This is a genomic window from Aeromonas genomosp. paramedia, assembly GCF_023093515.1.
GTDB lineage: Bacteria > Pseudomonadota > Gammaproteobacteria > Enterobacterales > Aeromonadaceae > Aeromonas.
In genome coordinates, this window is record NZ_JAAROG010000001.1 from 258,735 (window position 1) to 277,415 (window position 18,681).

An 18,681-nucleotide genomic window follows, 5' to 3' on the forward strand; every position below is an offset into this window, starting at 1 on the left:
ATGCTCCGTCATCTTAGGGGGACAATCTACCCAGATTGTCTGCGCAAGGTCAAATAACAAGCCGATTCAGAACATGTATTTCCCTCACCTGTCCCGTCCCAGCATGTCATGTAACTTACTTACATTCCCGTCGAGCTAGACGCAGAAACGCCGGATCAGATGCTGGAGCACCGCCGTGGTCGGTTTGACGAACGACAGATCCAGGTACTCGTCCGGCTGATGGGCCTGGGTGATATGGCCCGGGCCCATCACTATGGTCTCGCAGCCAAGCTGCTGAATAAAGGGGGCCTCGGTGCAATAGTTCACGGATTGCGCGGCCCGGCCGCTCGCCTTCTCGGCCTCGCGTACCAGATCCGAGTCATCCTCGCAGGCATAGGCCGGAATGGGCTCGTGCAGGTGCTGCAGGTGCAGGCAGCCCGGCTGGTGGATCTCGATGGGGGAGAGGGCTTCTTTGAGCATGCCCATCAGCTCGTCGGGACCCACCTGGGGGGTGGGGCGCATGTCGATGTGCAGCTCGCAGCAGCCGCAGATGCGGTTCGGGCTGTCGCCCCCCTGGATGTAGCCCAGATTCAGAGTGGGCTGAGGCACCGCAAAGCGATGGTCGGCGTACTTCTCCTTCAGGCTGTGCTGCAGTTTGAGCACCTGGCCCATGGCCTGGTGCATGATCTCCATGGCGTTGACGCCGTTGGCGGGATCCGAGCTGTGGCCGCTCCTGCCCGTGATGCGGATCGCCTCCGACATGTGCCCCTTGTGGGCCACCACGGGCACCAGGCCGGTGGGTTCACCTATCACCGCATAGTCGGGTTTGATCTCGGCGGCCGCGGCGATGGCACGGGCCCCCGCCATGGTGGTCTCCTCGTCGGCGGTGGCCAGGATGCGCAGCGGCTTGCTGAGGGTGGTCAGATCGATATCTTTCAGCGCCTCCACGATAAAGGCGAAGAAGCCCTTCATATCGATGGTTCCCAACCCATATAAGCGGTTGCCCTCCTCGGTCACCTTGAAGGGATCCTTGCTCCAGCCCCCCTCGTCGAACGGCACAGTATCGGTGTGGCCCGCCAGCAGCAGGCCCCCTTCCCCCTGGCCATAGGTGGCCACCAGGTTGAACTTGCCCGGCAGGTCGGGCAGCGCCGTCACCTCGCACTGGAACCCGAGCTGGCCGAACCAGTCGGCCAGTAGCCGGATCACCGCCTCATTGCTCTGATCCCAGCGGGGATCCGTGCTGCTGATTGAGGGAATCGCAATAATATTCTTATAAAGTGAAAAAAAATCCAGATTGGCCATCAGCTCCTCCTTGCGTCCCCGGAGTGTTTCTGTTAGAAAATACAAATGCAAAGTGATTGCATGAATATTCTATTCGAGTGCTCATCAACAAGGCTTCTAGTTGTAAGGGAAAGTTAATGTTCTGTCACCTGATCTGTAACCGACGACGCATATCCGCCTGAATTGCCCCTCCGCACTCGTTGCATCTAAGGGGCGATAGCCGACCCCTTGCACCGCAGCACCACGCTGTGAATTTCGAACCCAGACTTGGAATACTCAAACATGCTCAATACCGTTATCGTCGGTGCCAGTGGCTACGCGGGGGCCGAACTGGCCGCACTGGTCCAGAACCATCCAGAGCTCAAGCTGTTCGGCCTCTATGTCTCCGCCGGCAGCCAGGACGCCCACAAGCGTTTCTCTTCCCTGCATCCCCAGTGGGTCGGTGAGCTGGATCAGCCGCTGCTGCCGCTGGACGAGGACGGCATGACCCGGATCCTGACCCAGGCTGACCTGGTGCTGCTGGCCACCGCCCATGAGGTGAGCGCCGAGCTTGCCCCCAAGTTCCTGGCCAAGGGGCTGCCGGTGTTCGATCTCTCCGGTGCCTTCCGGGTCAAGGATCAGGGGTTCTACGCCTCCTTCTACGGTTTCACCCACGAGAGTGAGCAGTGGCTGGATCAGGCCGTCTACGGTCTGGCGGAGTGGAATGCCGATGCCATTGCCGCCGCCCAGCTGATTGCGGTGCCCGGCTGCTACCCGACCGCGTCCCTCTGCGCCCTCAAGCCGCTGCAGCAGGTCGGTCTGATTGCCGAGGGATGGCAGCCCATCATCAACGCGGTTTCCGGTGTCTCCGGGGCCGGTCGCAAGGCCGCCATCAACACCAGCTTCTGCGAAGTGAGCCTGAGCCCCTATGGCACCTTCAATCACAGACACCAGCCGGAGATCAGCCACCACCTCGGCAAGGGGGTGCTGTTCCAGCCCCACCTTGGCAACTATGTGCGGGGCATACTGGCCACCATCTATGTGCAACTGGCGGACGGGGTGACGCAGACCCAGGTGGATCAAGCCTATCTCAAGGCCTATGAAGGCAAGCCCCTGGTGCGCCTCACCGGCCAGATGCCCTCCATCCGTGGCGTGGCCAATACCCCTTACTGCGACCTCGCCTGGCAGCAGCAGGGCAACATGCTGGTGGTGGTGTCCGCCATCGACAACCTGCTCAAGGGCGCCGCCTCCCAGGCGATGCAGTGCATAAATATCAAGTTTGGTTTTGAACCGGCCACCGGCCTGATTTAACGCTTTAAGGAAGGATCGAGAAGATGGACAAGCAGACGCTGGTAATCAAGTTGGGCGGCGCCCTGATCGAGAACGACGAGGCCCTGACCGCCCTGTTCGCCACCCTGAAAACCTTCCTGGACGATCAGCACCGTCCCCTGGTGCTGGTGCACGGTGGTGGCTGCCTGGTGGATGACCTGCTCAAGGGACTGGGGATGACCTCCACCAAGAAGAACGGCCTGCGGGTCACCCCGTTCGAGCAGATCCCCTTCATCGCCGGGGCCTTGGCGGGCACCGCGAACAAGATGATGATGGCCAAGGCCATCGCCACCGGCATCCCTGCCGTGGGGCTCTGTCTCGCCGACGGCGGCCTGTGCCAGGTGACCCAGCTCGATCCGGATCTCGGCGCCGTCGGTGACTGCCAGCCGGGCAACCCGGCGCTGGTGGCCGGGATCCTGGGACAGGGTTTCCTGCCGGTGGTGAGCTCCATCGGCATCACCGCCGACGGTCAGCTGATGAACGTCAACGCGGATCAGGCGGCCACGGCGATTGCCGAGGCGCTGGGCGCCGATCTGGTGATGCTGTCGGATGTGAGCGGCATCCTGGATGGCAAGGGCAAGCTGGTGCCGCAGCTGGACAAGCAGAGCGCGCTGGACCTGATGGAGAAGGGCGTGATTCGCGATGGCATGGCGGTCAAGGTGAAGGCTGCCCTGCACGCCGCCGAGACTCTGGGCAAGCCAGTCTGTGTCGCCAGCTGGCGCTACCCGGACCAACTGCTCAAGCTGCTGGCGGGCGGCGCCGTCGGCACCCAAGTCACCCTCTAACCCTGGCCGGAAAAAGGAACATCCGATGCAACATCTTCTGAAAGACAGCGACTTGAGCAAGGCCCAGATAGAGGCGCTGATCGCCCTGGGCAAATCGGTCAAGGCGGACCCCAAGAAGTACGGCCAGGCGCTGGCAGGCAAGAGCGTGGTCACCCTGTTCGAGAAGCCCTCCCTGCGCACCCGGGTCACCTTCGACATCGGCATCGCCCGGCTGGGCGGTCACAGCGTCTACCTGGATCAGCAGAACGGCGCGCTCGGCAAGCGCGAATCGGTGAAGGATTTCGCCGCCAACCTGTCGCGCTGGTGTGACGCCATAGTCGCGCGGGTGTTCGATCACCAGACCCTGGTCGAGCTGGCGGAGCATGGCTCTGTGCCCGTGGTGAACAGCCTGTGCAACCTCTACCACCCCTGCCAGGGGCTGGCGGACTTCATGACCATCAGCGAGCACTACGCGGATCTGTCCAAGGTGAAGCTGGCGTATCTGGGCGATGGCAACAACGTCAGCCACTCCCTGCTGCTGCTGGGGGCGACCCTCGGCACAGACGTGACCCTGGTCTGCCCCAAGGGCCATGGCCCGGATACCCAGATCTTCCTGCAGGCCCAGGCGCTGGCGGCGCAATCCGGCGCGCACATCAACATCAGCGATGACGTGGGCGCCATCGAAGGCTTCGACGTGGTTTATACCGACACCTGGGTTTCCATGGGTGACAACACACCAATGGAGCAGGTAAAAGATATCTTCATGCCTTATCAGATCAACCAGGCCCTGCTCGATCGCACCGGCATCGCCCACGTGCTGCATTGTCAGCCGGCGCATCGGGAGCTGGAGATCACCTCGGAGGTCATGGACGGACCAGCCTCCCTCATCATGGATGAGGCAGAAAACCGGATGCATATCCAGAATGCCGTGCTGCTGACGCTGTTGGATCATAAATAAGCCGGCGACCGACCCTGAATCACAACCTTATCGAATCATCACGGAGAGAAGTAAATGAGCGGAATCAACAAGATCGTACTGGCTTACTCGGGCGGACTGGATACCTCGGCCATCATTCCCTGGCTCAAAGAGAACTACGATGCGGAGATCATCGCCTTCGTCGCCGACGTGGGCCAGGAGCGTGACGATCTGGAAGGGATCGAGCAAAAAGCCCTCGCCTCCGGCGCCACCAAGTGCATCGTCAAGGATCTGCGGGAAGAGTTCGTCAAAGAGTACGTCTATCCGACCCTGAAGACAGGCGCCGTCTACGAAGGCACCTACCTGCTTGGCACCTCCATGGCCCGTCCCATCATCGCCAAGGCGATGGTGGAAGCGGCCCTGGCGGAAGGGGCCGACGCCATCTCCCACGGCTGTACCGGCAAGGGCAACGATCAGGTGCGTTTCGAAGGTGCCGTGGCCGCCCTGGCCCCCCAGCTGAAGGTCATCGCCCCCTGGCGTCTGTGGGACATGCGCTCCCGGGAAGATCTGCTGGCCTATCTGGAAGCCCGCAACATCCCCTGCAAGGCGACCCTGAAGAAGATCTACAGCCGCGATGCCAACGCCTGGCACATCTCCACCGAGGGTGGCGAGCTGGAGAGCACCTGGAACGAGCCGTCCGAAGCGGTCTGGCAGTGGACTGTCTCCGCCGAGCAGGCACCGAACGAGCCGGAATACGTCAAGCTGACCGTGGCCCAGGGTGAAGTGGTGGCCGTTGACGACCAGCCGCTGACCCCGCACCAGATCCTGATGACCCTGAACGAGCGTGCCGGCAAGCACGGCGTGGGCCGTATCGACATCACAGAGAACCGCATGGTGGGCATGAAGTCCCGTGGCTGCTACGAGACCCCGGGCGGTACCGTCATGGTCGCTGCGCTGCGGGCCGTGGAAGAGCTGGTCTTGGATCGCCCGACCCGCGCCTGGCGCGAGAAGCTGGGTGCCGAGTTCTCCCACCTGGTGTATGACGGTCGCTGGTTCACCCCGCTGTGCAAGGCCATTGTCGCCTCCGCCAACGCCATCGCCGAGGATCTCGACGGTGAAGTGGTGCTGAAGATGTACAAGGGTCAGGTCACTGCGGTGCAGAAGAAGTCGCCGAACAGCCTCTACTCCGAAGACTTCGCCACCTTCGGCGCCGACGAAGTGTACGACCAGAGCCATGCCGAAGGCTTTATCCGTCTCTACACCCTGGCCAGCCGGATCCGCGCCATGAAGGAGCAGCATCAGGCCATTGGTGGTGACCACACCCACGGCTAACCCTCGAGGTTTCAAGCCGCAGACAACCGGTGAGGGGGCTTGGCCCCCTCACTTATAAGCGGCGACCGAATTCCCTCGTCTGTAAGCGGGGGAAGGATAACCGATGAGCTGTGACAAGAGCGGCAGCGCCCGGGCCGTGTCTGTGAGATAACAGGGGCAGCTTTCAATGAGGGGTGTGCTTTGCCCCCTTCTCCGCTTGCGGGAGAAGGCACCGGTTCGCAGTTACTTGATGTGACAGCAGCAACATCGCTCGCTACCGCACTGTCATGCAGATAAACAGGGCACGATTTCAAGCTCGACGGCGCAAGGCGCCGCCGACAACGCATTCAAGGAGAGCAGTATGGCACTTTGGGGTGGACGCTTCAGTCAGGGAGCCGATAGCCGGTTCAAGCAGTTCAACGATTCGCTGCAGTTCGATTACCGGCTGGCGGAGCAGGATATTCAGGGCTCCATGGCCTGGGCCCGTGCGCTGGTGAAGGTGGGCGTATTGACCGCCGATGAGCAGGGCAAGCTGCAACAGGCGATGGAGGTGCTGCTCGCCTCGGTGCAGCAGGATCCCCAGCAGATCCTGAGCTCGGATGCCGAAGACATCCACTCCTGGGTCGAGGGCAAGCTCATCGATGCCGTCGGCACCCTGGGCAAGAAGCTGCACACCGGCCGCTCGCGCAACGATCAGGTCGCCACCGACCTCAAACTCTGGTGCAAGGCACAGGGCGAGCTGCTGCTCGGCTCCATCACGGCGCTGCAACAGGGGCTGGTCGCCTCTGCCCGTGCCAATCAAGCCGCCGTGCTGCCGGGTTACACCCATTTGCAGCGGGCCCAGCCGGTCACCTTCGCCCACTGGGCCTTGGCCTATGTGGAGATGCTGGAGCGGGACTATTCCCGCCTGCAGGATGCCCTGAAGCGCCTCGACACCAGCCCGCTCGGCTGCGGCGCCCTGGCGGGCACGGCGTATGCCATCGACCGCGAAGCCTTGGCGCTCGACATGGGCTTTGCCGGCGCCACCCGCAACAGCCTGGATTCTGTGTCGGATCGGGATCACGTGGTGGAGCTGATGCACGTGGCGTCCCTCTCCATGGCGCACCTGTCGCGCTTTGCGGAAGATCTTATCTTCTACAACACCGGCGAGGCGGGCTTCGTCGAGCTCTCCGATGCGGTCACCTCCGGCTCCTCCCTGATGCCCCAGAAGAAGAACCCGGATGCCCTTGAGCTCATTCGTGGCAAGACTGGTCGGGTGGTCGGCGCCCAGATGGGCATGCTGATGAGCCTCAAGGCGCTGCCGCTGGCCTACAACAAGGACATGCAGGAAGACAAGGAAGGGCTGTTCGACGCCCTCGACACCTGGCACGACTGCCTCGACATGGCGGCCCTGGTGCTGATCGATCTGAAGGTGAATGGCGAGCGCACCAAGGCGGCGGCCCAGGGCGGCTACGCCAACGCCACCGAGCTGGCGGATTACCTGGTGGCCAAGGGCATTCCGTTCCGCGAGGCGCACCATATTGTCGGCGAGACCGTGGTCTACGCGATCCAAGTGAAGAAGCCGCTGGAAGATCTCTCTTTGCCTGAGTTCCAGCGTTTCAGCCCTGTGGTGGGGGAGGATGTCTATCCGAACCTGGAGCTGGAAGCCACCCTGGCCAAGCGGGTCGCCAAGGGCGGTGTCGCCCGGGAGCAGATAGAAGCGGCCCTCACCGCCGCCGAAGCCTGGCTGGCCAAGCGCACAGGTTGATAGATAGCAGTTCGAACGAGTTAACAACGGCAACCCTAGGTTGCCGTTTTATTGCTCATAGGTTCACTATCCAGAAGCCTGCCATGGTTATTCTAAATCAGAAGATTATCGCGTAGGGTTGGTTAAAATTCCGGACAGAAAGACATTGTTAGATGTTATATAGCACTTATAAGTGAGAGTTAAAGAATGAAAACTTATCTGGTGGCGACGCTCATAACACTTGTATCGAATTCTTCTTATGCTAATGAAATATATCGCCATCCGACTTCCGGAGATAGTGGCACATATTATGTTTTAAGTAATGAAAAACTTAACGCTAGTGTAAGGAGGGTATTAACTAGCCGAGTGGGAAAAAACAGCGAGTACACTGATTTTACAGAGGTTAAAATAAATTGCTCATTGAATCAGTATTTTGAGTTGGCAGGTGTCAGTGAGGATGGTTTACAGAATAAACCCACAAAGACACTTACAGACTGGTCTAAAAAATCTAAATGGACTCCGCTCGTGATGGGATCTAGCAAATATGATCTGGTTCAGTTTATTTGTAAAAATAAATAATTTAACTTATCGAAGTTACAGATCTTAATTTAAAGTGCAAAAGGAAAATTGCAGCATGACAGTACTGATATTGCCCGGGATCGGAAATTCGGGAGCAGACCATTGGCAGAGTCACTGGGAGCAAGCCAACCCCCAATATGTGCGCGTCGAGCAGCGTGATTGGGACAGCCCCCATTGTGCCGACTGGGTGGCGTCACTGGAGGCCAGCGTCAAGCACCATGGGGAAGAGACGATTTTGGTTGCCCATAGCCTGGCCTGTCTGCTGGTTGCCCATTGGGCGGCGCAGACGACGCTAAAGATCAAGGGTGCCTTGCTGGTTGCGGTGCCCAATCCGCAAGGCCCGAACTTTCCAGCGCAGGCAACGGGATTCGCGCCACTGCCACGGAAGGCTCTGCCATTCGCCTCCATGGTCATTGCCAGTACCGATGATCCCTATGGCGCAATCGCCTATGCCGAGCAGTGTGCGGCAGTCTGGGGGAGTGAGCTGGTCAATGTTGGCGAAGCCGGTCATATCAATGGCGCCAGCGGGCTGGGTTCCTGGCCAGCGGGTCATGACTTGCTAAATGCGCTGACCCTGTCCTGAGTGCGGCGCATATAGTTGCATCGCTGTCATCAGCCATGGGAGGGAAAAGCTGATCTCTCCCCTGCTTCGCCCAGGAGAGCCATCTTAACCATCATCGGGTGATGCATCTCCCTGGCTGTGGGAGAGTATGGGTGCCCATGTTGCCCATGTTGCCCATGTTGCCCGTGCGGATCGCAGGCCTGCCATTGTCCAGGGAGCCGTCATGTCTCTTCCCCCTCACTTCGAAGCCCCCATCCCGAGGCCATGCACGAGTTGATGCGCGCCCGATCCCTGGAAGATGGCGGATGCACCGCGAGACTATATCGAGGTCGTGGTAGGGGTGGAGACAGGGATCGACCGCCTGGTCGGCAAGTTCAAGCTGAGCCAGCACAAGGAGGTGGGGGACAGGCTGGGGGCGGTGATGGCTCTGGGCAATAGCGACAGGGGCGAGGCCCGCAGCTATGGCAGCACGTCTTCTCAGCCCTTGCGGGCACTGGCCCGATGCACGGCGTCGGTAAGCAGTGCCTGCAACTGGCGCTCGGCCTCGCTGGATTGGTGGTTGGCGCTGAGCAGGGCGACCCCCAATGTGCCCGGTGACGGCAGCACGCCGCCGAGGGGCACCAGACTGGCCGGCATGCCGATGGTGGATCGCACCGTGAGCCCGAGCCCTGCCTGCAAGGCCGCCCAGATCCCCCCTAGACTCTGGCTGGTGAAGGCGATGCGCCAGGGGATCCCGGCCTCGTCGAGGGCCCGGGTGGCCCGTGATCGCATCAGGCAGGGGGCATCGAAGACCACCAGGGGCAGAGGCTCCCCCCGTGCCAGCAGAGGGGCGAGCTCCCAGTCCGGGTGCGCTATCCATTGCAGTGACACGAGATCGATGAGCCGGGCATCCATGCTCTCATCCTGTGGCTGCCAGGTCAGGGCCATGTCGAGGCTGCCCTCCTTGATCCCCTTTGTCAGCGGCCCATTGCGATCGATGCGGGTCGTCATGCGAAGCCCGGGATGCAGGCGACAGAAGGGCCCCAGCACTGCTGGCAGCAAAGATTCGCCAAAGTCCTCCTGTACCCCCAGCCTGAGCTCCCCTTGCAGCAGCTCCCCCTTGAGGGCGCGCACGGCCTCGTCATTGAGATCTAGCAGCCGTTTCCCATAGCCCAGCAGCAGCTCGCCCTGGGGGGTCGGGACCAGGTGGCGCCCGCTGCGAGCGACCAGCGCCGTGCCGCATTGCTGCTCGAGTTTTTTCAACTGGGCGCTGACCGCCGAGGTGGAACGACACAGTCGCTGCGCCGCCAGCGCAAAGTTGCCGCACTCCATACCGACGACATAGCTGCGCAGGGCATCGAGATCCAGGTTCAGGGGAATGGGTTGCATAATTGTCCTGATAATCGGGATTTATGGTCTTTGATATTTCGATTTTCTAAATTGTAGCAGTGGGAGAGAGTGGCTTCACCATCCAAGGAGATTGCCATGACCCATCCTGTTCTTGATCGTGACGACCTGGCGCTGGTGGCGCCGAGACTGTCCCAACTGGCGGAAGATACGCTGTTTGGCGATATCTGGCAGCGGCCCGCCCTGTCAGCCCGCGAGCGCAGCCTGATCACCCTGGCCATACTGGCGTCGCTGGGGCGGGTGCAACAGCTGCCGTGGCACATAGCGTTCGCCCAGCAAAACGGCCTGACACGGGATCAGCTGGAGGAGCTGTTCACCCATCTCGCCTTCTACGCCGGCTTGCCCGCCGCTGTCACCGCAGTGAGCCTGCTGCCCGCCCGCGAGGAGGCCAACCCATGCCGCTGACCCGCATCACAGTGCGCGAGGGGATGAGCGACGCGCGCCTGCAGCAGCTCTCCGTGCTCTATCACCAGACCCTGGTGGAGGTGTTCGAGGTGCCGCCGGAGGACAAGTTCCAGATCCTGGAGATCCTGCCGGCCAAGGCGCTCGTCTATCACCCCCACTACCAGACCGGCCGCCGGGACGGCGACTTCATCCTCTTCCAGATCCTGGCGGGGAAGCCGCGCAGCACTGAGGTCAAGGAGCGGCTCTATGGGCGGCTCGCCGAGCGGCTGCATGAGGAGCTGGGGATCCATCCCGACAACCTCATGGTGGTGATCCAGCAAAACGGCAGCGAGGAGTGGAGCTTCGGACGGGGTCTGATGTTCCGGCAGGGGGTGGCCATATGATCGCCATGCACTACAGATTCACCCTGCCCGCAGACTACGACATGGGGCTCATCGAGGCGCGGATTGCCAGCAACGGGGCCAGACTCGACGGCTTCCCCGGCTTGCTGTTCAAGGCCTATCTCTATGGCCGCCATGACGAGGCCGCACTGCCATACCGGGAGAACCGCTATGCCCCCTTCTATGTGTGGCAAAGCGCCGAGGCGATGCACCGATTCCTGGCAAGCGAAGGCTTTGCCGCGCTCACCAGGCATTTCGGCTGGCCCCATATCGAGACCTGGCATCTGCTGTCAGCCCCGCAGAGGGAGGATCTCGAGCAGGCCAGGGTGGCCATCTTGCGGCGCACTGCCATTGCCCCCCATGCCTGCCTGGCCGAGCTGCACCCCGGGGCCATGGTGAGCGGCTGGGATCTTTCCCGCTGGCAGTGGCTGGAGGTGGATCTCTTGCCGTCGCTCCCACAAGTGATGCCGGCAGGGGCCGATGCCTATCACATCGGCTACCTAGCCAAAGGGAGTCTTTTGCCCTGAGCGGGTGGCTGCTGTTCTCCGCTGGCGGCCAAGGCTTTCTTCGGTGGCGCTTGGCAGGCAAACTCGAGATGATGCTCTCCCGCCATGGGATCATCTTGACGGGTTTAGTACGGACACACCACCACGGATAAAGGAGCTTGCATGTACCTGCCACCCCATTTCGCCGCCACCGATCCCGAGGCGCTGCATCAGCTGATGCGCGCTCATCCCCTGGGGGCCCTGGTCACCCAGGGCGAGCAGGGGCTGGATGCCAACCACCTGCCGTTCGAGTTCGATGCCGATGAGGGGGAGCATGGGATCTTGCGGGCCCATGTGGCGCGCAACAACCCGCTCTGGCAGGAGGTGAAGGAGGGGCAGGAAGTGCTGGTGATCTTCAGGGCCGCGGAGGGCTATATCTCCCCCAACTGGTATCCGAGCAAGCAGGCGCACCACAAACAGGTGCCCACCTGGAACTATGCCGTGGTGCATGCCCACGGCCGCATCCGGGTGCGGGACGATGCCCGCTTCGTGCGCCGCCTGCTCGCCACCCTGACCCGGACCCAGGAGGCTGAAGAGCCCGCTCCCTGGAAGATGGCGGATGCGCCGAGAGACTATCTCGAAGCCATGGTGCAGGCCGTGGTGGGCATCGAAATCGAGATCGATCGGCTGGTCGGCAAGTTCAAGCTGAGTCAGAACAAGGAGAAAGCAGACAGGGAGGGCGCCATCCAGGGGGCCCGTGAGCGGGGCGGGGAGGCGCTGGCCAAGGCCATGCAAGAGAGCATGCCAGCGGCCATGGCGGGGGCCGCAGCGCCTGCGGCAGACTAGCCGCGCCGCCCCGGAGTCCGGGGTGAGAGCGAACAAAAGAAACGGCAACCAAGGTTGCCGTTTCTTTTATTGCCGCGCCCGCGCCCCTGCCTTGGCTTGTCGTTGAAAGGGGCTATGCCGGGTCGCCCTTTTCCAGCCGTGTACGAGGCGGTATCTTTATAGCTCGTCGAAGGGGCGGCGCTTCTCCTGCTCCAGCACTATGGCCTCCAGGTTGGCGACCCGCTCCTGCAACTCCTTGATGATGAGATCCTGCTTGCCGAGGCGATCCGTGATGCGGACATCCCCCAGCTGGTAGCGGGCGCGCTTGCCGAGATAGCCAAACAGCACGCTGATAAAGACGATCAGGACTATGCCTGTCCACAGACTCATATTGCCTCCCTGTCATCTGCTCCCCGTCGGGGGTGAGTACAGCCATTCTGTCACCCTGGGGGAACCTTGCCCAGTGACCGGTCGGGGTGACGGCGATTTGTAAGCGTCTGGTTACAAAAAGCCCGCCAATTGCCTCGACCCTGGCGCGTCTGTGCTGGTAACTTAGGGCCGATCTTCGTAGCCAGATTGATAATGCCATGGACAGTAAAGTCATTCTCATCGTCGATGACAGCCAGGCGCTGACCGATACCCTCACCGAGTATCTGGGCCGCGCCGGCTTCGAGGTCCGCACCGCCTGCGATGGCGAGGCCATGTGGCAGCAGGTGCGCCAGGGCATGCCGGATCTGGTGATCCTGGATGTGATGCTGCCAGGGGATGACGGCTTCACCCTCTGCTCCCAGCTGCGCCGCCTCTCCAACGTGCCCATCATGATGCTGACCGCAGTGACCGAGGATGCCGATCGCATCGCCGGGCTCGAGATAGGGGCGGATGATTACCTCACCAAGAGTTTCAATCCCCGCGAGCTGCTGGCCCGGATCAAGGCGCTGCTGCGACGCAGTCGCCTCACCCAGCAGGCGGCGACCGCCAGGCGCATCAGCTTCGGCTGCTGGACCCTGGACAGCGTGACCCGCCAGCTCTCCCGGGCGGGGGAGGCGCCACGCCAGCTGTCGGGGGCCGACTACACCCTGCTCGGTCTCTTCATTCGCCACCCCAACGAGTTGCTCAGTCGGGATCTCATCTCCCAGGAGATCTGGGGACGGGAGAGCGACCCCTTCGAGCGGGGCATAGATGTGCAAGTCTCCCGGTTGCGCCAGGCCCTGGATGACAAGGATCGCACCCTGATCATGACGGTGCGCAACAAGGGTTACATGCTGGCGACCGAGACCGTCTATGAGGCCTAGTCGGGGCTGGGGGCCACGCTCCCTGGCCAGTCGTACCAGCCTGTTTCTGCTGTGCGTCATACTGGCGGCCGAGCTGTGCGCCGGTTTTTTCTGGTATCGCCACAGCAACCAGGCCCAGGAGCAGGGGTTGATCAGCACGGTGCGCAGCATGGCCTTGAGCGCCTCCTCCACCATCGCCTTCTTTCGCAAGCTGCCTCAGGATTACCGTCATCTGGTGCTGGAGCAGCTGCGCAACATGGGAGGCACCCGCTTCTTTGTCTCCCTCAACAACCACCCGCTGCCGGTGACTCCCATCTCGGGTTCGCACCGCCGGACCCAGATGGTGGGAGAAGTGGAGCGGGTGCTGCAACAGGAGCTGGGTCACGAGGTGACCAGCAGGGTCGACTTCACCAGCCGAGCCGATCTGCGGGTATTCAACACAGAGATCCCCATCGACGACCTGCCCCTGAACTGGGCCCACTACAGCCTGGCCCTGGGCGAACTCAATCCACCGATCTTGGTGATCCAGATTGCCGTCGCGCCCGGCGCCTGGTTCTATCTGGCGGCGGCCCTGCCCGCCCCTTACGAGAGCCTGGATCCCCGCTTCTTCACCCCGAGCCAGCTCGGCTTCATGTTGGGGTCGGCATTGATCATCCTGATCGCCACCTGGTGGGTGGTGCGCAAGGAGATAAGGCCCATCCGCAATCTGGCCCGGGCCGCGACCCTGCTCGACAGCAAGCGGGAGGTCCCCGAGGTACAGGAGGAGGGGAGCAGCGAGACCCGGGCCGCCATCCATGCCTTCAACAAGATGCAGCGGCGCATTCGCAGTCATCTGCACGAGCGGGATCTGCTGTTCAGCGCCATGTCCCATGATCTCAAGACCCCGCTGGCCTGTCTCAAGCTGCGTACCGAGATGCTGGCGGACCCAGAGGAGCAGAGCAAGTTTGCCGCCCACCTGGACGAGATGGAGCTGATGGTGAAGGGGGCACTGCAGTGCATGAAGGAGACCCACATTCACGAGGAGATAGAGGCGCTGGATCTGATGGAGATGCTGCGCCGCTGTAGCGAGCTCCATAACCATGATGAACCCAGGATGACGTTGCAAGGGCCCCCCAGCCTGATGCTGGTCGGCAAGCCGCTGGCCATCAAGCGCTGTCTGCAAAACATCATAGACAACGGCATCAAGTACGGAGAGCGCCTGCGGGTACAAGTGACGCATCAGGGGGACAAGGTGAGGATCGCATTCAGCGACCAGGGGCCGGGTATCAGTCCGGCGCTGATGGAGCGGGTATTTGACCCCTACTTTAGGGTCGCGTCGACCAAGGCCCTGCCCGGCAGCGGGCTCGGCCTCACCATAGCCCGCCACATCGCCCGCATCCACGGCGGCGATATTCATCTTCACAACCATCAACCCCATGGTCTGACCCTGATACTGGAGCTCAACCTTGACTGATTTCCTGCGCGCCCTGCCCGGCAGCTCACCATCGCCCGCATCCACGGCGGCGACATTCATCTTCACAACCATCAACCCCATGGTCTGACCCTGGTACTGGAGCTCAACCTTGACTAATTCCCTGCGCGCCCTGGCCTGGTTGCTGGCCCTGCCGCTCCATGACGCCCTGGCCGGCGAGGTGGAGATGTTGCACTGGTGGACTTCCCCCGGGGAGCAGGCCGCCTTCGCCGTGGTGACGGCGCAGTTACAAGGGGCCGGAGTAGAACTCAAGAATTCCGCCATCCTCGGTGGCGGGGGCAACAGCGCCATGGAGGTGCTGCAGGCCCGGGCCATCGCGGGCAATCCTCCGGCTCTGGCCCAGCTGGAGGGGCAGGCCATCGCCTCCTGGACCCTGCTTGGCTTCATCCAGCCTCAGGACGAGGTGGCAGGTGAACAGGAGTGGGATCGGCAACTGCTGGGGGTGGCCCCCAGGGTCAACAAGATCGAGGGACACTACATGGGGATCCCGGTCAACGTGCATCGCCTCAACTGGATGTGGGTCAACCGCGCCCTGCTGGCCCGCCTCGACATGGCCCCCCCCACCGACTGGCCCGGCTTTCTCGATGCGGTGCGCGCCCTCAGGGCCAAGGGCATCAAGCCGTTGGCGCTCGGCAACGACCCCTGGCAGGTTGCCCTGCTGTTCGAGAGCCTGGCGCTGGGGATGGGAGGCAAGGAGTATTACCAGAAGGCCTTCGTCGAGCTGGACCCGGTGGCGCTCGGCAGCGACACCAGTCGCCAGATCCTGGACCGCTTTCGCGAGCTGAGCGAACTGGTGCTGCCCACCCTGAGCGGCCAGAGCTGGGATCAGGCCACTGCCGATCTCGCCGAGGGCAGAGCGGCCTTCCAGCTGATGGGGGACTGGGTGCTGGGGGATCTGCTGGCCCGTGGGGTGGCCGTGCCCGAGCAGGTGCAATGTCTGCCAGCCCCTGGCACCCAGGGGCTCTATGTCTACAACATGGACAGCTTTGTGATGTTCAACGCCAACCTGCCCAAAGATCATCTGACCATTGCCAGGGCCCTGGCGAACCCGGATTTTCAGCTCGCCTTCAATCGGGCCAAGGGCTCTATCCCGGTGCGCCGGGATCTCTCCTTGGCCGACTTCAACCCCTGCGCCCAGCTGTCGCGCGTCGACTATGACAGGGCGGAAGCCGCGGGCAACCTGATGCCGAGCGTGGCAGACTCCATGGCCCTGCATCCCCTCTACCAGAAGGCGGTGGAGAGCGAGCTCTATCGCTTCTTCAATCAGCCCGAGCTCGACAGGGAGGGGGTGATCCGCCGCCTCGGCACAGTGGCGCGCAGCGCCTCCAGCAAGGGATGAGGCATCCCTTTTGTAAGTGTTTGATTACAATCCCATAGCCTATTGATACTCATGGCTGGCGCCGACCCTATACCCTGTTCAGGACAACCATCAAAGAGGAATTGAGACATGTCCGGATCATTTTTTTCCCAGGCGCAGCGGGTCGGGCGCAGCCTGATGCTCCCCGTGGCGACCCTGCCTGCCGCCGGTCTGATGCTGGGGATAGGCAACTTCGGTGCCCAGGGGCACCTCTTCCTACCTCCCTCCTTCTGGAGCGTGCTCATGGTGTCGGGGGACTGGATCTTCGGCAACATGCCGCTGCTGTTTCTGATCGGCATCGCCATCGGCCTTGCCCGCAACAATGACGGCACCGCCGCCCTGGCCGCCGTGGTGGGCTTCATCACCATGAATGCCGCCCTCGGCAAGACGGTGGTGTTGCGCGGCCTGGAGACCAACACCGAGGTGCTGAGCATTCCCACCCTCAACATGGGGATCCTCGGCAGCATCCTGATGGGATCCCTGGCGGCTTACTTCTTCAATCGTTTCCATACCCTCAAGTTGCCCGAGTACCTGGGCTTCTTCGCCGGCAAGCGCTTCGTGCCCATCATCACCGGCTTTAGCGGCATCTTCCTCGGGGTGATGCTCGGCTTCATCTGGCCCGTGGTGGGCTCCGCCATCTTCGAGTTCACCGCCTACCTGGGCACCTTGAACAAGTCCGTCACCTTCGGCCTCTATGGCCTGGTGGAACGGGCCCTGATCCCGACCGGCCTGCACCATATCTGGAACGCCTTCTTCTTCAACGAGCTGGGTAGCTGGACCAATCCCCAGACCGGGGAGGTGGTGACCGGGGAGCTGGTGCGCTTCTTCAAGGGAGACCCCAGTGCCGGTGGGCTGGCCGGGGGATACATGTATTCCATGTGGGCTCTGCCTGCCGCGGCTCTGGCCATCTATCGCTGCGCCAGCCCGGAAAAACGCAAGCTGGTGGGGGGCCTGATGCTGTCGGCGGCCTTTACCTCCTGGCTGACCGGGATCACCGAGCCGGTGGAGTTCGCCTTCCTGTTCGTGGCGCCCATGCTCTATGTGATCCACACCCTGCTGACCGGGGTGGCCTTCGCCCTGACCAACTATCTGGGGATAGTGCACAGCACCGACTTCGCCCACGGCGCCTTGCAGTTCTTCCTCTACCTGAACCTGCCACAGACCCACAATACCTGGTGGTTCCTGATCATAGGGCCGCTCTGGGCGCTGCTCTATTTCAGCCTGTTCAGCTTCCTCATCCGCAAATTCGACCTCAAGACCCCGGGGCGGGAGAGCCAGCCGCTGCAGGCGGTGGACATCAAGGAGAAAGACGAGTTGGCGCTGGATCTGGTCGAGGCCATGGGCGGGGCTGCGAACATAGTGCATCTGGATGCCTGCATCACCCGGCTGCGGGTCAGCCTGCATGACATCAAGCTGGCGGATATCCCGCGCATCAAGGCCCTCGGCGCCATCGACGTGCTGGTGGTGGGCAACAACCTGCAGGCCATCTTCGGCACCCGATCCGACAACATCAAGACAGAGATGTCGGCGGCCCTGGCGGTGTGAATACGGCAGCCGCGCCGACCCTGTCTGGGCCGAGATGGCCGGGCGGTCGGCAGGTGTTGATGCACTCGCAATGACGAGAGGGCCCAACCCCATGGTTGGGCCCTCTCTGTGCTTGCCGCGCGAGAAAAGGGGTCATGCCTGCCAGAGCGGCCGGCTGATCCAGAGCCCCCACAGGCCGAGGTGCAGTAGCACTATGGCCCAGAACCGCAGCCGGTAGCTCCCCTTCTGGGTCTTGTGGCGCAGCCAGTGGCGGGCCACCAGGGCGCCGGGCCAGCCGCCGAGCAGTTCCAGCAGGTGCAGGCGGGATTCCGGGATGCGCCAGCCGCCGCGAATGGCCTGGCGCTTGTCGTGGGCGTAGGCCAGCACTGTGATCAGGCTCATAATGGTGATCAGGGCCAGCGGCCACCAGTTGGCCTCCTCAATGCCGAGCCAGGCGGCCCAGATCAGGGGGAGCAGGGCCAGGGCCATCATGACAGCAGCGCCGGATCCCGGGGCGCGTCCGGGCTGAGGGTGCGGATCACCCGGGCCGGGTTGCCCACCGCCAGGGAGTCCGCCGGTATGTCGCGGGTCACCACGGCCCCTGCGCCTATGATGGAGCGCGGCCCTATGGTGACGCCGGGGCAGATGATGGCGCCGCCGCCAATCCAGCAGTCATCGCCGATGCGCACCGGCTTGTTGTAGGCGGTCCAGTTGCGGCGCTCCAGATAGTCCATGGTGTGGGTGGCGGTGTAGATCTGCACGTTGGGGGCCAGCAGCACATGGCTGCCTATGTGCACCTCGCCCACGTCCAGTATGGTGACGTTGAAGTTGAAGAAGGTCTTCTCCCCCAGATGGATGTTGCGGCCAAACTCGCAGATGAAGGGGGAGCTTATCCAGCAGGAGTCGGGGCAGTGGCCGAACAGCTCGGCACACAGGTTCTGGCGCCCCTCGTGATCCCCCGCCGGTGTGGCGTTGAGTCTCGCCAGCAGGGCCTGGCCCCGAATGCGGTCGTTCGCTATCTCCTCGCTCTGGCTGTTCAGGGCGCCCCCCGCCAGTACCTTGTCCCAGTCGCTTGCCATGCTCACCTCCTCTCATGTGCCAAGAGGCGCCAGTATACGTGACCGGCAGGGCGGCGTCAGGCCTGGTGGCCG

The 18,681-nt window shown here is 62.4% G+C and carries 20 protein-coding genes; 15 read left to right on the forward strand and 5 right to left on the reverse strand.

The genetic code is table 11. The annotated features are described in order from the left end of the window. Window positions 1-135 precede the first annotated feature (135 nt). Window positions 136-1,281, reverse strand: coding sequence for an acetylornithine deacetylase (gene argE / locus HB860_RS01330; protein WP_247625504.1), 1,146 nt, complete (start codon window positions 1,279-1,281; stop codon window positions 136-138). 261 nt (window positions 1,282-1,542) lie between these two features. Between argE and argC the strand changes: the two genes are divergently transcribed. The 7 genes from argC to HB860_RS01365 all read left to right on the forward strand — a co-directional run bounded on the left by argC (window position 1,543) and on the right by HB860_RS01365 (window position 8,447). Beyond that, the gene (gene argC / locus HB860_RS01335; RefSeq protein WP_247625505.1) at window positions 1,543-2,550 is read left to right on the forward strand and encodes an N-acetyl-gamma-glutamyl-phosphate reductase; all 1,008 of its coding nucleotides are present in this window, start codon (window positions 1,543-1,545) and stop codon (window positions 2,548-2,550) included. A 23-nt stretch (window positions 2,551-2,573) separates the two neighbouring features. Then, a complete protein-coding gene (gene argB / locus HB860_RS01340) occupies window positions 2,574-3,353 on the forward strand; it encodes an acetylglutamate kinase (RefSeq protein ID WP_005324857.1) in 780 nt (259 codons plus the stop codon). Between the two features lie 25 nt (window positions 3,354-3,378). Further along, a complete protein-coding gene (locus tag HB860_RS01345) occupies window positions 3,379-4,290 on the forward strand; it encodes an ornithine carbamoyltransferase (protein ID WP_247625506.1) in 912 nt (303 codons plus the stop codon). Between the two features lie 54 nt (window positions 4,291-4,344). Further along, a complete protein-coding gene (locus tag HB860_RS01350; protein WP_202047235.1) occupies window positions 4,345-5,580 on the forward strand; it encodes an argininosuccinate synthase in 1,236 nt (411 codons plus the stop codon). Between the two features lie 340 nt (window positions 5,581-5,920). Next, the gene (gene argH, locus HB860_RS01355; RefSeq protein WP_247625507.1) at window positions 5,921-7,306 is read left to right on the forward strand and encodes an argininosuccinate lyase; all 1,386 of its coding nucleotides are present in this window, start codon (window positions 5,921-5,923) and stop codon (window positions 7,304-7,306) included. Between the two features lie 186 nt (window positions 7,307-7,492). Continuing rightward, entirely contained in the window at window positions 7,493-7,864 is a 372-nt protein-coding gene (locus HB860_RS01360; protein ID WP_247625508.1) for a hypothetical protein, read from the forward strand. A 55-nt stretch (window positions 7,865-7,919) separates the two neighbouring features. Next, entirely contained in the window at window positions 7,920-8,447 is a 528-nt protein-coding gene (locus tag HB860_RS01365; protein ID WP_139433972.1) for an RBBP9/YdeN family alpha/beta hydrolase, read from the forward strand. 456 nt (window positions 8,448-8,903) lie between these two features. Here HB860_RS01365 and HB860_RS01370 read toward each other — a convergent pair whose 3' ends face one another. Beyond that, complete coding sequence (locus HB860_RS01370; protein WP_247625509.1) at window positions 8,904-9,794, reverse strand: LysR substrate-binding domain-containing protein; 891 nt, start codon at window positions 9,792-9,794, stop codon at window positions 8,904-8,906. 96 nt (window positions 9,795-9,890) lie between these two features. Here HB860_RS01370 and HB860_RS01375 point away from each other — a divergent pair, with 96 nt between their 5' ends. The 4 genes from HB860_RS01375 to HB860_RS01390 all read left to right on the forward strand — a co-directional run bounded on the left by HB860_RS01375 (window position 9,891) and on the right by HB860_RS01390 (window position 11,928). Continuing rightward, complete coding sequence (locus HB860_RS01375; protein WP_139433974.1) at window positions 9,891-10,217, forward strand: carboxymuconolactone decarboxylase family protein; 327 nt, start codon at window positions 9,891-9,893, stop codon at window positions 10,215-10,217. Then, on the forward strand, window positions 10,208-10,600 hold the full coding sequence (locus HB860_RS01380) for a tautomerase family protein (RefSeq protein WP_247625510.1): 393 nt from the start codon (window positions 10,208-10,210) through the stop codon (window positions 10,598-10,600). Before HB860_RS01375 ends, HB860_RS01380 begins: the two co-directional genes overlap by 10 nt. Before the next feature lie 5 nt (window positions 10,601-10,605). Further along, complete coding sequence (locus tag HB860_RS01385) at window positions 10,606-11,124, forward strand: DUF4865 family protein (RefSeq protein WP_247625511.1); 519 nt, start codon at window positions 10,606-10,608, stop codon at window positions 11,122-11,124. A 141-nt stretch (window positions 11,125-11,265) separates the two neighbouring features. Further along, the gene (locus HB860_RS01390) at window positions 11,266-11,928 is read left to right on the forward strand and encodes an FMN-binding negative transcriptional regulator (protein WP_247625512.1); all 663 of its coding nucleotides are present in this window, start codon (window positions 11,266-11,268) and stop codon (window positions 11,926-11,928) included. A 156-nt stretch (window positions 11,929-12,084) separates the two neighbouring features. On the opposite strand, the gene HB860_RS01395 is transcribed toward HB860_RS01390, so the two are convergent. After that, window positions 12,085-12,297 carry a hypothetical protein gene (locus HB860_RS01395; protein ID WP_111873993.1) on the reverse strand — a complete coding sequence of 71 codons (213 nt, stop codon included), beginning with the start codon at window positions 12,295-12,297 and terminating at the stop codon, window positions 12,085-12,087. Window positions 12,298-12,494: 197 nt separating this feature from the next. Between HB860_RS01395 and HB860_RS01400 the strand changes: the two genes are divergently transcribed. The 4 genes from HB860_RS01400 (at window position 12,495) to ptsG (ending at window position 17,551) form a co-directional block, all read left to right on the forward strand. Further along, window positions 12,495-13,199, forward strand: a complete 705-nt coding sequence (locus HB860_RS01400) for a response regulator transcription factor (RefSeq protein ID WP_139433979.1) — start codon at window positions 12,495-12,497, stop codon at window positions 13,197-13,199. Continuing rightward, entirely contained in the window at window positions 13,189-14,631 is a 1,443-nt protein-coding gene (locus HB860_RS01405; RefSeq protein WP_247625513.1) for a sensor histidine kinase, read from the forward strand. The genes HB860_RS01400 and HB860_RS01405 overlap by 11 nt, the downstream gene beginning before the upstream one ends. Window positions 14,632-14,740: 109 nt before the next feature. Further along, window positions 14,741-15,988, forward strand: coding sequence for an ABC transporter substrate-binding protein (locus HB860_RS01410; protein WP_247625514.1), 1,248 nt, complete (start codon window positions 14,741-14,743; stop codon window positions 15,986-15,988). Window positions 15,989-16,096: 108 nt separating this feature from the next. Further along, entirely contained in the window at window positions 16,097-17,551 is a 1,455-nt protein-coding gene (ptsG, locus tag HB860_RS01415) for a glucose-specific PTS transporter subunit IIBC (protein ID WP_247625515.1), read from the forward strand. Between the two features lie 132 nt (window positions 17,552-17,683). Here ptsG and HB860_RS01420 read toward each other — a convergent pair whose 3' ends face one another. Together HB860_RS01420 and HB860_RS01425 are read right to left on the reverse strand one after the other, a co-directional pair. Further along, window positions 17,684-18,022 (reverse strand): DUF1294 domain-containing protein, encoded by a 339-nt coding sequence (locus HB860_RS01420; RefSeq protein ID WP_247625516.1) that lies wholly within the window; start codon window positions 18,020-18,022, stop codon window positions 17,684-17,686. Beyond that, window positions 18,019-18,609: a sugar O-acetyltransferase gene (locus HB860_RS01425; protein ID WP_247625517.1), complete on the reverse strand. Its 591-nt coding sequence runs from the start codon at window positions 18,607-18,609 to the stop codon at window positions 18,019-18,021. Before HB860_RS01425 ends, HB860_RS01420 begins: the two co-directional genes overlap by 4 nt. Between the last annotated feature and the right edge of the window lie 72 nt (window positions 18,610-18,681).